Genomic DNA, 12,814 nt, shown 5'->3' with positions numbered 1-12,814 from the left:
CAAGTGGCTTTGGCGACGCTTAGTCGACCGCATACCCGAGCTGCTTGAGGCTCTTGGCCTGCTTGCGCCAGTTGGGCAGCACCTTGACCCACAGCTCCAGGTAGACCTTGCGATCGAGCGACTTCTCGATGGCGATGCGGGCCGTCCGGCCGATCTCCTTGAGCTTCGTCCCCTTCTCGCCGATGAGGATGCCCTTCTGGCTCTCGCGCTCGACGAAGATGGTCGCCTGGATGTAGGCGTTGCCGTCCTCGCGCTCCTTGAACTCGTCGACGCGCACCGCCACCGCGTGGGGGACCTCCTCGCTGGTCAGGCGAAGCACCGCCTCGCGCACCAGCTCGCCCGCGATCCCGCGCTCGGTCTGGTCCGTGACCTCGTCCTCGGTGTAGAAGGGCATGCCCTCGGGCATCTTCGAGACCAGCTCGTCGACCAGCTGAGGCACGCCCTTGCCGTAAAGGGCCGAGATCACGCGGACGCCCTCGAAGTTGCCGAGCTCCTCGTAGCTCTTGAGGACCTCGGGGTCGACCTTGAGCGAGTCCAGCTTGTTCAGGACCAGCATGACGGGCTTGTTGACCTGCTGGATGAGGTCGGCCACGTACTTGTCGCCCCGACCCGCGCTGGTGCGGCCGTCCACGAGGAACACGATGAGGTCCACGTCCGAGAGGGTGTCGGTCGCAGCCTTCACCAGCTGCTCACCCAACAGGTGGAGGGGCTTGTGGACGCCGGGGGTGTCCACGAAGACCACCTGGGCCTCGTCCCGGTTGAGGATGCCCTTGATGCGGTGGCGGGTGGTCTGGGCCTTGGACGAGACGATCGCGATCTTCTGACCGACGATCTTGTTCATGAGGGTCGACTTGCCCACGTTGGGGCGGCCGACGAAGGCGACGAAACCGGAGCGAAAAGGCGTAGTGGACAAGTTAAACTTCCTCGAGGCTGGCAGCGGAGAACCCGTGGGGCAAGAGATCGGCGACCGCCAGATCCCAGGTGCCGTCGGGCTGGTCCAGCACGACGGCCATCTCGCCGAACTCGGCGAGCACCTGGCGGCAGGCCCCGCAGGGGGTGACGGGGCGGATCCGCTCGGCGGTGACGGCGATCGCGACGAAGCGCGTGGCCCCTTCCGAGACGGCCTTGCCGATGGCGACGCGCTCGGCGCACATGGAGAGCGGGTAGGCCGCATTCTCGACGTTGCAGCCGGTGAAGACGCGGCCGTCCTCGGTCAGAAGGGCCGCGCCCACGGGAAAGCGCGAGTAGGGGGCATACGCCGAGCGCATGGCCTCACGCGCCTGCTCCAGTAGAGCGCTGCGATCGAAGCTGGGGCGCGAATTCATCATGAGCGGACCTCCGCGGCGAGGGGGGCGCCGGCGCGATCGCCCAGGGCGAGGGTCGCGCGGACGAACCCGAGGAACAAAGGATGCGGGTTGTTCGGCCTGCTCTTGAACTCCGGGTGGAACTGGCAGGCGACGAAGTAGGGGTGATCGCGCAACTCGACGATCTCGACCAGACGGCCGTTCGGGCTGGTGCCGCTGACGACCAGGCCCTTCTCGACGAGGCGCGGCAAAAGGGCGTTGTTGACCTCGTACCGGTGGCGGTGGCGCTCCGCGATCTGCTCGGTGCCGTACAGCTCCCGCGCGCGGGTGTCCGGCACCAGCTGGCAGGGGTAGGCCCCCAGGCGCATGGTGCCGCCCATGCCGTTGACGTCCTTCTGCTCGGGCAAGAGGTCGATGACCGGATAGGGGGTGCCGGGGTCGAACTCGGCCGAGTTGGCCCCGCCGAGGCCCGCCACGTGGCGCGCGAATTCGATGACCGCGGTCTGCATCCCGAGGCAGAGGCCGAGGAAGGGGATCTTGTGCTCGCGGGCGTAGCGGATGGCCGCGATCTTGCCCTCGATCCCGCGTAGGCCGAAGCCGCCGGGCACCATCACCGCGTCCACGTCCGAGAGGTGCTGCTCGGCGCCGTCCTCCTCGATCTCGGAGTCGGCGTGGATCCACTTCAGCTCCACCTCGGCCCCCTCTTGAGCCGCGGCGATCCGCAAGCTCTCGATGACCGAGAGATAGGCGTCGGCGAGCTTGACGTACTTGCCGACGATCCCGATGCGGATCTTGCGGGTGGGGCTCGTGAGCCGCGCCACGAAGTCTTCCCAGGCGGCCGCGTCGTTGACCCCGGGCTTCAAGCCCAGACGGGAGACGACCTGCTCGGCCAGGCCCTGCTGCTCCAGCAGGGCCGGGACCTCGTAGATGTGCTTCACGTCGCTGCTCTCGATGACCGCGTCCGCGTCGATGTCGCAGAAGAGGGCGAGCTTCTCGCGGACGTGCTCGGGCAGCGGGGCCTCGGTCCGGCAGACCAGCACGTCGGGCTGGATGCCGAGCGAGCGCAGCTCCTTGACGCTATGCTGGGTCGGCTTGGTCTTGAGCTCACCGGCGGCCTTGAGGGCGGGCACCAGGGTCACGTGGACGTAGAGGACGTTGTCGCGCCCGGCATCCTTGCGGAACTGGCGAATGGCCTCCAAAAAGGGCAGCCCCTCGATATCGCCCACGGTGCCGCCGATCTCGACGATGGCCACGTCGGCCTTGGCGCCCACCTTGTGGATCCGGTCCTTGATCTCGTTGGTGATGTGGGGTATCACCTGGACGGTGCCCGAGAGGTAATCACCCCGGCGCTCCTTGGTGATGACCGACCAGTAGATGGCCCCCGAGGTCACCGAGTTCTCCCGGCCCAGGTCCGTGTCGGTGAAGCGCTCGTAGTGACCCAGGTCCAGGTCCGTTTCGGCCCCGTCCTCGGTCACGAAGACCTCGCCGTGCTGGTAGGGGCTCATGGTGCCCGGGTCGATGTTGATGTAGGGATCGAGCTTGAGGATGCGCACCGAGTACCCGCGGTTCTTGAGCAGGCGGCCCAGGCTACTCGCCACGATGCCCTTCCCGATGCTCGAGACGACCCCGCCGGTCACGAAAATGTACTTGGTGGGCATGCAACTCCTCGCTGTCTAGTTTATATGATCCGCTCGGAGCTTGATTATACCAGGTGGATCGCTTGTCTTGCCCCCTCCTTTTCAGCCACGGCGCGCAAGACAGGTCCCGTGCGCACTCGCCAGGCAAGAAAGACGGCATTCAACGAAGTTAATGAAGTTGATACAATGGCTCGCGTCGGCCCGAGATCCCTGCGCGGCGGTTCGGGCGATACGAAGGAGACGCCGATGGCCGAGACCACGCCCGCCTGCAGCACCGGCGGGTTCCGCCCCCTGCTGGACGAGTACGCGACCCTGCTCTGTCGCTTCGTCACGCACCCCAACGAGAGCGATCGCAGGCGCGCGCGCGCGATCGGTGAGTTGCTGATCGCCGAGGGGTGCGGGCCCGAGCAGCTGCTGGACCTGCACGCCCAGGCGCTCAGGAAGTGCGAAAGCCTCCGCCCGCAAGAAGGGCTCAAGTACGCGAGCGACCTCCTGAACGAAGCGACCGCGCCTTTCATCGCCTGCTACCGCAAGCAGGCCGAGGTGCATCGGGCCGAGGCCGAATGCTATCGCCAGTACGCCCACCTGCTGGAGCGGCTCAATCAGGAGCTCAACGAGAAGCACCAGGCCCTCCAGGCCGCCCACGAGGAGCAGACCAGGCTCAACCAGCAGAAGACGGATCTCTTGAACCTGGTCGGCCACGAGATCCGCACCCCACTCACGGCGCTCCTGGGCTACGGCGAGTTCCTGGAGGAAGGCACCTACGGGGCGCTCAGCGAGCAACAGCTCGAGGTGCTGCACCGCATGATCCAGAGCGGCAAGGACCTCTTGCTGCTCATCAACAACCTCTTGGACCTCTCGCGGCTGGAAGGGGGCCGGCTGAGCCTCGATCGCCAGGCGACCTCGCTGAGCGAGCTCTTGGGCCATGCGGTCGAACAGGTGGACCCCCTGGCCCATAAAGGCGGCCTCTCACTCACGATCGCCTCGCTGCCGGCCGATCTGCCGCTCGTCTGGGTGGATCCCATGCGCATCATCCAGGTGCTGGTGAACCTCTTGGGCAACGCAATCAAGTTCACCAAGCCCGGCGGCTCCATCACCATCAGCGCCAGGCCCCTGGGCAACGACGTGGCGGTCGAAGTCAAGGACACGGGCATCGGGATCTCGCCCGAGGCCCAGAAGAGCCTCTTCCAGCGCTTCACCCAGGTGGAGAACGTCAAGCAATACGGGGGGACGGGCCTGGGGCTCTCCATCTCGAAGGAGCTCTTGGCTCTGCACGGCGGCCACATCGAGGTCGACAGCGAGCTCGGCCGCGGGGCCACCTTCAAGTTCACCTTGCCCGTCTGGAACGAGGCGGACCACCCCAACGAGCTGCCGCCCCTGAAGCTCGCTAGTCCCGAAGCAGGATCCTGAGCAGGGGCGGCAGCAAGAGCAGGCCGCCCACCAGCACGGCGTTGAGGGCCGAGGCGAGCACGGCCGCCGCCGCCACGTCCTTGGCGGCCTTGGCGAGCGGATGGCGCTTGTGGGTGGCGAGGTCCACCGCGTTCTCGATGGCGGTGTTGAACATCTCGCAGACCACCACCAGCGAGCAGACCACTGCGACGAGTGCAAGCTCCAGGCGCGGCAGCTTCAGCGCCACCGCCAGACCGAAGGCCAGCAAGCCGCTGACGGTGTGGATCCGCATGTTGCGCTGGGTGCGCAGCATGAAGTAGAGACCCGCGATCGCGTACTTGAAGCTGGCTAAAAGGCTATGGGCCTTGAACCTCAAGCCGGATCCTCCTCTCGGCCGAGGCCCACCGCTCCCAGCAACTCGCGCTGCTTGTCGCGCATCTCGGCCTCCTCGTCGGGCGTCTCATGGTCGTAGCCCAGGAGGTGCAAGAGACCGTGCGCCAGGAGGAAGCCCACCTCGCGCTCGAAGGAGTGGCCGTATTCCTCGGCCTGGCGCGAAGCCGTGTCCACCGACACCACCACGTCCCCCAGGGAGAAGGGGATCGGCTCGGGCGGGAACTCCTCGTCGGGCTCGAACTGGGGAAAGCTCAGGACGTCGGTCGGGCGATCCTTCTGGCGGTGTTCGCGGTTGAGGGCGTGAATCGCCGCGTCGTCCACGAAGGTCACCGACACCTCGGCGCGATCCTCCAGGCCGGCGGCGACGAGCATCTTGGCGACGAGCGCCTCCCAGTGCGGGAGGTCGAGCCCGGCGTCAGTCTGGTCATCGAGCAGGATTTCCAACCTTTTTTCCTTCGCTTTGCTTCTTGGGGCCCAGGTCCTTGAGCCACTGGTCCGGGTACTCGATCCGCTGGTGGTAGAGCCCCTGGGTGATGCGGATGAACGTCTGGGCCACCACTTCGAGCTCATGGAGGGTCAGAGGGCTCTCGGAGAGCTCCCCATCGGCCAGGCGCTTGTTGATGATGCGTCGGACCGTGGCCTCGATCGACTCGATGGTCGGGCTCTTGACGGTGCGCAGGGTCGCCTCGGTGGCGTCCGCTAGCATGACGATGGCCTGCTCCTTGGTCCAGGGGCGCGGGCCGGGATAGCGGAAGCCCTCTTCGGAAACCGCGTCGGCCCCCTCGGCCTCGCGGGCCTGGTGGTAGAAGTACGAGACGAAGCTCTTGCCGTGGTGGGTCGCGATGAAGTCGGTGATGTCCTTGGGGAGGCGATGCTGGCGCGCAAGCTCCAGGCCCTCCTCCACGTGGGCGATGATCACGCGGGCCGACAGGCGCGGGTTGAGCTTGTCGTGCGCATTGTCGATCCCCAGCTGGTTCTCGACGAAGAAAATGGGGCGCTTGGTCTTGCCGATGTCGTGGTAGTAGGCCCCCACGCGCGAGAGCAGCCCGTCGGAGCCGATGGCCTCGGCGGCCGACTCGGCCAGGTTCCCCACCATGATCGAGTGGTGGTAGGTGCCGGGCGCCTTGGTCAGCACCAGGCGCAAGAGCGGCTGGGTCGGATTGGCGAGCTCCAGGAGCTTGAAGGGGGTGACGATGTCGAAGAGGGCCTCGAAGTAGGGCAGGATGCCCACGGCGAGGACCGTCGAGGCCACGCCGCCGATGGCGCCCCAGATGGCCTTCTGGCTCCAGCCCAAGGGGGCGATGCCGCCCTCCAGCGCACCGAGTGCCCCGATGAGGGCCACGTTGACCAGGCTCGCGAAGAGGCCCGCCCGCGCGAGGTCCGAGCGCGCCCGGATCCGGTGGACCGAAAGCACCGCTGCCAGCGCCCCGCCGATGTGCACCAGCACCGCACCCGCCCCTTCCAGGGCCGAGGGCGCGCCCGCACCGAGAGTGGCCCCGGCCGTCAGACCCATGACGAGCACCGTGAAGAGGGCGATGCGCGGGTTGAGGAAGACCGCGAGCAGGATTGCCGCCGCCGGCAAGGGCGAGAGGTAGGGCGAGGCCTTGAGCAGCTCCAGGACCCACACCGCCGTGAAGACGAGCAGCGTCACCAGCACCAGCACGTAGAGACGGCGTGGCTCGCGGACGATCTCGGGCTCGAAGAGCTGGAGGTAGGCGACGTAGAGGCTCACGAGGGTGGCGACGAGGATCACCACCCCTAGGGCGGGCAGGTAGCTCGACGGATGGCCCGCCGGCAGCCAAGCGGAGTGGATCTGCAGGAGCAGGGCCGTCAAGAGGACGAACGAGGCCCACCCGGCGATCGCCTGGTGGGTCTCGACCCGCTCGAAGACTGCGCGAAGCCCCGCGGGGATCCGCTCGGCCGCGCTAGCGCGAACCTTGTCGATGACGGCTTGAATCATAAGGTTGCTGTGCCTCGTAGCGCTCGTAGGCCTTCACGATCCGGCCGACCAGATCGTGGCGAACCACGTCGGCCTGCGTGAACTTGACGAAGGCGATGTCGTGGACGTCCTTGAGCAGGGCCTCGATGTTGGCGAGGCCCGAGACCTTGCCCCGGGGCAGGTCCGTCTGGCTGGCGTCGCCCGTGACGACCACCTTGGAGCCGAAGCCCAGGCGGGTGAGGAACATCTTCATCTGCTCGGGCGTGGTGTTCTGGGCCTCGTCCAGGATGATGAAGGCGTCGTTGAGGGTGCGCCCGCGCATGAAGGCCAACGGCGCGACCTCGATGGTCCCGCGCTCCACGTACTTCTGGAAGCGCTCCACGTCCATCATCTCGTAGAGGGCGTCGTAGAGGGGGCGGAAGTAGGGATCGACCTTGGCCTGGAAGTCGCCGGGCAAGAAGCCCAGGTTCTCGCCCGCCTCGACGGCCGGGCGGGTCAAGATGATGCGGCTGACCCGCTTGTCCTTGAGGGCCGAGACGGCCATGGCCACCGCCAGGAAGCTCTTGCCGGTGCCCGCGGGCCCCAGCCCGAAGGTGAGGGTGTGCTCGTGGATGGCCTTGACGTAGGCGCGCTGGTGGAGGGTCTTGGCCCGGATCGGCTTGCCGCGCTGGGTGGTGACGATGGTCTCGGCGTAGAGGGTGCCGATGGGCGCGTCCGGGTTGGTCCGGATCTGGCGCAGGGCGTAGGAGACCTCGGAAGCCTTGATCGAGTCGAGGCCCTGCCAGGCGTCCAGCTCCTCGAAGAGGCGGCGCCCGATCTCGAGCGAGCCGAGGGCGTCGTCGCCGGCCATCAGCACCAGCTCGTTGCCACGCATGGTGGCCTGGATGCCGAGCTCGTGCTCGACGAGGCGCAGGTTCTCTTCGTTGTTGCCGGTCAGCAACAGCGCATTGTGGGGGGCCTTGAGCGGGATCCGGATCTCCGTGGGCATTCAGCTCTCTCGTGGGCGGCCGACGGGCCGCGGGGGGCAGGGGCATGATACCAGAAAACTCAAAAACGGAGCCTGAAACCAAGCTCCGTTCTTGAGTTTAACCAGAGGCTCTTAAGAGCGACGCTTGCGAGCGGCTTCCGACTTGCGCTTGCGACGCACGCTGGGCTTCTCATAGCGCTCACGACGCTTGATTTCGGAAAGAATGCCAGCCTTCTGGATCTTCTTCTTGAAACGCTTGAGGGCGCTCTCGATCGACTCGCTTTCGCCGAGACGAACTTCTGCCAAGTAACTCACCCCCTCCGATTTTAAAAATGCCGGGCACACGCCAAAGAGGTTTCGGCGACCCAGGAACCCTAATCTTAACCTAGAAGCGAGTGAAAAACAACTCCTAAGCTTGACATCGTTCCTTCAGGACGGCGAGAGACGCCCCCTCAAAGGCAGGCGGCGCGCGATCTCGCGCCGCCTGACGAAACAGCCGCGGGCGCTAACCGGGCGGCCACTGGAGGGCGCGGCCCCCGATGACGTGCCAGTGCAGGTGCGGGACCGTCTGCTGGGCGTCTTTTCCGACGTTCGAGACGACCCGGTAACCGCTCTCGGCGATCCCTTCCTGCTTGGCGACCGCGTTGACGGCCTCCATCAGGTGATGGCAGATCTCCCCGGACAGGTGCGCGACCGAGGGGATGTGCTCCTTCGGGATCACGAGGACGTGGACCGGCGCCTGAGGGTTGATATCACGAAAGGCGACGGTGTGATCGTCCTGATAGACGATCTGCGCCGGGATCTGGCCGGCGACGATCTTGCAGAAGAGACAATCGGACATGGACGGCATTCCTTGCTGCGAATCAGGCCGAGGCCTAGCGGCGCTTGGGCTCTGGGGTGGGCGAAGGGGTGGCGGGCGGGGTGGGGGCGAGCTGGATCTTGTAGCCCCGCAGAGGGGGCGCCTCGATGTGGGTCACCCCCTGGGGCATCTTCTTGTCGACCGTGACCCCCTTGATGGGCAGGCCCGGGCTCTGCTGCGCCTCGGGGGCGTTGGCGACCAGGGCGGGATCGGGGACGGTCGCGACCAGGACGGAGGCGATCGCAAGGGCGCTAAGCATTGGGTTTACCCTCTTCGAGAATCAGGGAAGCGGAAAGCGCGGCCGAAGGGTTCGTACCCTGGCGGCCCTCGATCGGCACGACGATCTTGGTGGTCTGGGCGAACTGGTTCTTGCGGACGGTGGCGAGGATCTCGAAGCGTCCCGGCTGGACGCCGCGCACCATGATGGGCACGACGGTCTTGCCGCGCTTCAACTCACCCTGCCAGGACACGCTCTGGGAGTCGATGGGCTGGTTGTTGGCGTCGACGAACTCGAGCCCCTTGGGCAGGTCGATGGTGAAGGTGACGTCGTTGACGTCCTGGGCCACGTCGAAGCCGATGTTGACCGAGGTCGGGCTCGCGACCGTGACCGCCGCCGTCTGGATGGTGGGCAAGGGCGCCTGGTTGCGCAGCACCACCGTCACCAGGGCGATGATCGTCCCGGCCGCCACGGCCCCCGCGGCAAGGCTCGGCCAGTTGATGAGCTTCGAAACTCGGGCGAGCACGCTCGGAGGCGACGCCGGCGCGGGTACCGGCTCGTCGGCGAGCCGCAGGCGAATCTTGTCCATCAGGTCGGGGGGCGCATCGGGGGCCTTGCGATCGCGCAGCATGGCCGTGACGATCGAAAGCTCCCGCAGGTGCTCGGTGCACTCGGCGCAGCCGGCGAGGTGCTCGGCGATCGCCGCGCGCGGGATGGCGTCCTCGGCGGGGTCGAGGTACTCCCCTAGGTAGTTCTGAACGTCTTCACACATCATGATTGCCTCGATTCGCCGAAATACTCGCCGGGCAGATACTCGGCGAGGCGTGCCTTCTGAGCGAGGAGCTTCTGGCGCAGGGTCTCGCGCGCCCGGTTCAGGCGGCTCTTGACCGTTCCGAGGTTGATCTCCAGCAGCGAGGCGATCTCGTCGTAGCTGTAGCCCTCGATATCGTACAGCACCAGGGGCTCACGCAGCTTCTCCGACAGGGTGCCGATGGCCTCGCCCATGATCTGCTGCAACTCGCGCTGCTCGGTCGGGTGGTCGAGGCTCGGGCCCATGGCCTCGGGCAGGATCTCGGTCGCCTCCTCGTGCTTGCGCACCGAGCGCTTGAGCTCGTCGAGGGCGCAGTTCCGGACGATCCGTCCCAGCCAGGTGGCGATGTCGGCCTCGCTGCGGAAGCTCGCCAGAGAGCGGTACGCCTTGATCATGGCCTCCTGGACCACGTCCGAGGCGTCTTCCTGGTTGCCCATCATCTGGTAGGCCAGGCCGTAATAGCGGTTGAGGAGAGGGGCGATCAACTGCTCGAAAGCCCCTTTATCGCCCGCCTTGGCGCGCTCCAATAGCGCTTGCCTGTCGGGGGAGTTGGACACGCCGCGTCCTTTCGTGATCGGCGGCTGGGGGGCCACCTGTGCGGTCTCTCGGTTACCGACCGAGATTCTACCGGAGTTGGACTCCCCCCACAACCCGGGCGCGCCCGCGTGCCTCAAGGCGATCGTGTTCGACACCATCCGTCATTCCTCCTCGGCGCTTCAACGCATCCAATTCCTGGACGAAAGCGGGGCGAGAAAGGTTCGATCGGGCGCGCGTGGTATAATGCTGAGCTGGATCGTGTCACTGATTTCGCAAAAGGAAAGGGACTCAAAAATGCGCGGCATGCCCGGTGGATTCGGCGGGATGGACCTCCAGAAGATGATGAAGCAGGCCCAGAAGATGCAGGAGGACCTCCTCAAGGCGCAGGAGACCCTGGGCAGCCAGACGGTCGAGGGCACTGCGGGCGGCGGCGCCGTCACCGTGACCGCCAACGGCCACAAGGAGATCACCGCCATCAAGATCAAGCCCGAGGCGGTCGATCCCGATGACATCGAGACCCTCGAAGACCTGGTGCTCGGCGCCATCCGCGACGCCCAGGCCAAGGCGGGCGCGCTCGCCGAGGGCCAGATCGGCGGCGTGACCGGCGGCCTCAACATCCCCGGCTTCGGTGGCCGTTAAGCCTACCTAGACCAAGGAGAACGGGTGTTCTACTCCAAGCCCCTGGCCAAGCTCATCGAAGAGCTTCAGAAGCTCCCGGGCATCGGCCCCAAGAGCGCACAGCGCCTGGCGTTCCATCTGCTCAAGCAGTCGGATGTGGACGTCAAGCGCCTCGCGCAGAGCCTGCTCGACGCCAAGGAGCAGATCCGCATGTGCTCGGTCTGCTCCAACCTGAGCGTGCTCGACCCCTGCGAGCTCTGCGCCCACCCGGGCCGCGACGTGTCCACCGTCTGCGTGGTCGCCGAGCCCAAGGACCTGGTGGCCGTCGAGCGAACCAAGGAATACAAGGGGCGCTACCACGTGCTGCAGGGCCTCATCTCGCCAATGGACGGGATCGGCCCCGAGCAGCTCAAGATCCAGGAATTGCTCGCCCGACTCTCCTCGGGCGAGATCCAGGAAGTCATCCTCGCCATCAATCCCTCGATCGAGGGCGAGGTGACCACCCTCTACCTCAGCCGCATGCTCAAGCCCCTCGGCGTCCGGGTCACCCGCATCGCCTTCGGCTTGCCCGTGGGCGGCGACCTCGAGTACGCGGACGAGATGACGCTCGTCAAGGCGCTGGAAGGCCGGCGCGAAGTCTAGCAGCCACAAGGAGGCCCCTATGAAGCAGCCCCAGAAGCAGCCCCTCGGCGTCCTCTTGCTCCACGGCTTCACCGGCCTACCGGAATCGGTGAACGGCCTGATCCCCCACCTTTCGGCCGCGGGCATCCCCTACCGGATGCCCGCCATGCGCGGCCACTGGACCCAGCCTCGTGACCTGGTGGGCGTCAAGGCCCAGGACTGGTACGACGACGCCAACGCCGCGCTCGATGATCTGCTCACCGAAACCGACAAGGTCGTCGTGGTCGGGCTCTCGATGGGGGGGCTCATCACCCTTCAACTCTCCATGGCCCGTCCGGCCCAGATCGTCGGTGTGGTGACGGTCTCTCCCGCCCTGCGGGTCGCCGATCCCCTGGCGCCCTACTGCCACCTCATGGCCAAGATCGTGCCCTACTGGTGGATGCCCTCCCCCCCCAAGGGCTCGGCCTACGGCACCGCCAAGAACTACTCGATCTTCCCCACCAAGGCCTTCTGTGAATTCTACGAGCTCGGTCGCCGGGTCGAGGCCGACCTCCAGAAGGTGACGGTGCCGATCCGCGTCCTCGTCTCCAAGGCCGATACGGTCATCAAGCCGGAATCCGCCCAGGTCATCTACGACCAGGTCGGCTCGACCGAGAAGGACATCCACTGGTTCGAGCGCTCCGCCCACGAGATGATGATCGACTGGGATAAAGACCGCGTCTTGGACCTCATCATGGACTTCATCAAGACCCGGCAGCCGGCGGCCTCCTAGGCCCTTCATCGTTAGCAAGTCTATCCTTAAAAACGCGATAACCTCTTCAGTCGGAGATTGCCGCGATTCGGGGCTGCACGCCCCCGAAAGGATAGACAGGCCAGATGCTCATCGCGTTCGACGCCCCCGCTCCCGTCAAGGCCGCCCCGCTCCGCTCGACGCCGCTTATGCCCGCCACGAGCACCGCTCGGGCGGCCAAGCCCGTGAACGATACCGTCAAGGTCACCCCTCAGCGGTGGATCACGGTAACCCCCGGTGAGGATTCGCTCCTGGTGCCCGTCACCAAGTCGACCACCCTCTACAGCCTGGCGCGCGCCTACGCCACCGACTATGCCGGCGACAACACCTTCGGCCAGGCCGACAGCAAGGACACCGCCCGCTTCATCGAAGACCTCAAGAAGGCGAACGGTCTCAAGTCCGACGTGCTGCGCACCGGCCAGGTCCTGAAAATCCCCACCGACCCCAAGAACCCCAACGTGAACCTGGTGCTTGCGATCGCCGTCCAGAAGTCGACCGACGCGCGCCGCAAAGCCGGCGAGAAGATTGCCGAGCTCGACTTCTCCAAGATCACGGTCGAAGCCGGCCCCGTGGACTCTTACAAGGTCTCGGTGCTCAAGAAGGGCAAAGCAGACTACCAGCTCTTCCACGCCATGGACGATCTCAGCGGTCAGCATCTCAACGGCTACCGCGTCCTGCTTCCCGGCGAAACCACCTTCGGTCGCTAAAATGAAATCCCCCGCCATCAGGCGG

At 66.1% G+C, this 12,814-nt stretch carries 17 protein-coding genes; 5 read left to right on the top strand and 12 right to left on the bottom strand.

What is annotated here, in order from left to right; all coding sequences use genetic code 11:
• Positions 1-19 precede the first annotated feature (19 nt).
• Genes era through J7643_07470 form a run of 3 tightly spaced genes read right to left on the bottom strand, consistent with a single transcriptional unit; the run spans position 20 to position 2,962 of the window.
• Entirely contained in the window at positions 20-913 is an 894-nt protein-coding gene (gene era, locus J7643_07480; protein ID MBO9540418.1) for a GTPase Era, read from the bottom strand.
• A gap of 1 nt (position 914) precedes the next feature.
• Positions 915-1,325 carry a cytidine deaminase gene (locus tag J7643_07475; protein MBO9540417.1) on the bottom strand — a complete coding sequence of 137 codons (411 nt, stop codon included), beginning with the start codon at positions 1,323-1,325 and terminating at the stop codon, positions 915-917.
• Positions 1,325-2,962, bottom strand: coding sequence for a CTP synthase (locus J7643_07470; protein ID MBO9540416.1), 1,638 nt, complete (start codon positions 2,960-2,962; stop codon positions 1,325-1,327). The genes J7643_07475 and J7643_07470 overlap by 1 nt, the downstream gene beginning before the upstream one ends.
• Positions 2,963-3,187: 225 nt before the next feature.
• Between J7643_07470 and J7643_07465 the strand changes: the two genes are divergently transcribed.
• Entirely contained in the window at positions 3,188-4,351 is a 1,164-nt protein-coding gene (locus tag J7643_07465) for a HAMP domain-containing histidine kinase (GenBank protein ID MBO9540415.1), read from the top strand.
• Here the strand turns inward: J7643_07465 and J7643_07460 are convergent.
• The 9 genes from J7643_07460 to J7643_07420 all read right to left on the bottom strand — a co-directional run bounded on the left by J7643_07460 (position 4,329) and on the right by J7643_07420 (position 10,073).
• Positions 4,329-4,706 (bottom strand): diacylglycerol kinase family protein, encoded by a 378-nt coding sequence (locus J7643_07460; protein MBO9540414.1) that lies wholly within the window; start codon positions 4,704-4,706, stop codon positions 4,329-4,331. The genes J7643_07465 and J7643_07460 overlap by 23 nt on opposite strands.
• Positions 4,703-5,095 (bottom strand): rRNA maturation RNase YbeY, encoded by a 393-nt coding sequence (gene ybeY, locus J7643_07455; GenBank protein MBO9540413.1) that lies wholly within the window; start codon positions 5,093-5,095, stop codon positions 4,703-4,705. Before ybeY ends, J7643_07460 begins: the two co-directional genes overlap by 4 nt.
• Before the next feature lie 52 nt (positions 5,096-5,147).
• Positions 5,148-6,683 (bottom strand): HDIG domain-containing protein, encoded by a 1,536-nt coding sequence (locus tag J7643_07450; GenBank protein ID MBO9540412.1) that lies wholly within the window; start codon positions 6,681-6,683, stop codon positions 5,148-5,150.
• Positions 6,649-7,650 carry a PhoH family protein gene (locus J7643_07445; GenBank protein ID MBO9540411.1) on the bottom strand — a complete coding sequence of 334 codons (1,002 nt, stop codon included), beginning with the start codon at positions 7,648-7,650 and terminating at the stop codon, positions 6,649-6,651. Before J7643_07445 ends, J7643_07450 begins: the two co-directional genes overlap by 35 nt.
• Positions 7,651-7,761: 111 nt before the next feature.
• On the bottom strand, positions 7,762-7,935 hold the full coding sequence (locus tag J7643_07440) for a 30S ribosomal protein S21 (protein ID MBO9540410.1): 174 nt from the start codon (positions 7,933-7,935) through the stop codon (positions 7,762-7,764).
• Positions 7,936-8,134: 199 nt separating this feature from the next.
• The gene (locus tag J7643_07435; GenBank protein MBO9540409.1) at positions 8,135-8,470 is read right to left on the bottom strand and encodes a histidine triad nucleotide-binding protein; all 336 of its coding nucleotides are present in this window, start codon (positions 8,468-8,470) and stop codon (positions 8,135-8,137) included.
• A 34-nt stretch (positions 8,471-8,504) separates the two neighbouring features.
• On the bottom strand, positions 8,505-8,747 hold the full coding sequence (locus tag J7643_07430) for a hypothetical protein (protein ID MBO9540408.1): 243 nt from the start codon (positions 8,745-8,747) through the stop codon (positions 8,505-8,507).
• On the bottom strand, positions 8,740-9,480 hold the full coding sequence (locus J7643_07425; protein ID MBO9540407.1) for a zf-HC2 domain-containing protein: 741 nt from the start codon (positions 9,478-9,480) through the stop codon (positions 8,740-8,742). The genes J7643_07430 and J7643_07425 overlap by 8 nt, the downstream gene beginning before the upstream one ends.
• Entirely contained in the window at positions 9,477-10,073 is a 597-nt protein-coding gene (locus J7643_07420; protein ID MBO9540406.1) for an RNA polymerase sigma factor, read from the bottom strand. The genes J7643_07425 and J7643_07420 overlap by 4 nt, the downstream gene beginning before the upstream one ends.
• Positions 10,074-10,356: 283 nt before the next feature.
• Between J7643_07420 and J7643_07415 the strand changes: the two genes are divergently transcribed.
• From J7643_07415 to J7643_07400, 4 genes are all read left to right on the top strand, one after another.
• Positions 10,357-10,692, top strand: a complete 336-nt coding sequence (locus tag J7643_07415; protein ID MBO9540405.1) for a YbaB/EbfC family nucleoid-associated protein — start codon at positions 10,357-10,359, stop codon at positions 10,690-10,692.
• A gap of 24 nt (positions 10,693-10,716) precedes the next feature.
• Entirely contained in the window at positions 10,717-11,313 is a 597-nt protein-coding gene (gene recR, locus J7643_07410) for a recombination protein RecR (GenBank protein ID MBO9540404.1), read from the top strand.
• Between the two features lie 19 nt (positions 11,314-11,332).
• A complete protein-coding gene (locus J7643_07405) occupies positions 11,333-12,064 on the top strand; it encodes an alpha/beta fold hydrolase (GenBank protein MBO9540403.1) in 732 nt (243 codons plus the stop codon).
• 104 nt (positions 12,065-12,168) lie between these two features.
• Positions 12,169-12,789 carry a LysM peptidoglycan-binding domain-containing protein gene (locus J7643_07400; GenBank protein ID MBO9540402.1) on the top strand — a complete coding sequence of 207 codons (621 nt, stop codon included), beginning with the start codon at positions 12,169-12,171 and terminating at the stop codon, positions 12,787-12,789.
• The last annotated feature ends 25 nt before the right edge of the window (positions 12,790-12,814 follow it).

This window comes from bacterium, assembly GCA_017744355.1.
Taxonomy (GTDB): Bacteria; Cyanobacteriota; Sericytochromatia; order S15B-MN24; family UBA4093; genus JAGIBK01.
This window is presented reverse-complemented; position numbering and strand designations above follow the sequence as displayed.

Excerpts from the sequence above, each read along its gene's own strand:
- J7643_07445 (MBO9540411.1), bottom strand. The coding sequence starts at position 7,650 with ATGCCCACGGAGATCCGGATCCCGCTCAAGGCCCCCCACAATGCGCTG.
- J7643_07400 (MBO9540402.1), top strand. The coding sequence starts at position 12,169 with ATGCTCATCGCGTTCGACGCCCCCGCTCCCGTCAAGGCCGCCCCGCTC.
- J7643_07405 (MBO9540403.1), top strand. The coding sequence starts at position 11,333 with ATGAAGCAGCCCCAGAAGCAGCCCCTCGGCGTCCTCTTGCTCCACGGC.
- J7643_07470 (MBO9540416.1), bottom strand. The coding sequence starts at position 2,962 with ATGCCCACCAAGTACATTTTCGTGACCGGCGGGGTCGTCTCGAGCATC.
- J7643_07430 (MBO9540408.1), bottom strand. The coding sequence starts at position 8,747 with ATGCTTAGCGCCCTTGCGATCGCCTCCGTCCTGGTCGCGACCGTCCCC.
- ybeY (MBO9540413.1), bottom strand. The coding sequence starts at position 5,095 with ATGCTCGTCGCCGCCGGCCTGGAGGATCGCGCCGAGGTGTCGGTGACC.
- J7643_07425 (MBO9540407.1), bottom strand. The coding sequence starts at position 9,480 with ATGATGTGTGAAGACGTTCAGAACTACCTAGGGGAGTACCTCGACCCC.
- J7643_07475 (MBO9540417.1), bottom strand. The coding sequence starts at position 1,325 with ATGAATTCGCGCCCCAGCTTCGATCGCAGCGCTCTACTGGAGCAGGCG.
- J7643_07435 (MBO9540409.1), bottom strand. The coding sequence starts at position 8,470 with ATGTCCGATTGTCTCTTCTGCAAGATCGTCGCCGGCCAGATCCCGGCG.
- J7643_07450 (MBO9540412.1), bottom strand. The coding sequence starts at position 6,683 with ATGATTCAAGCCGTCATCGACAAGGTTCGCGCTAGCGCGGCCGAGCGG.
- J7643_07415 (MBO9540405.1), top strand. The coding sequence starts at position 10,357 with ATGCCCGGTGGATTCGGCGGGATGGACCTCCAGAAGATGATGAAGCAG.
- J7643_07465 (MBO9540415.1), top strand. The coding sequence starts at position 3,188 with ATGGCCGAGACCACGCCCGCCTGCAGCACCGGCGGGTTCCGCCCCCTG.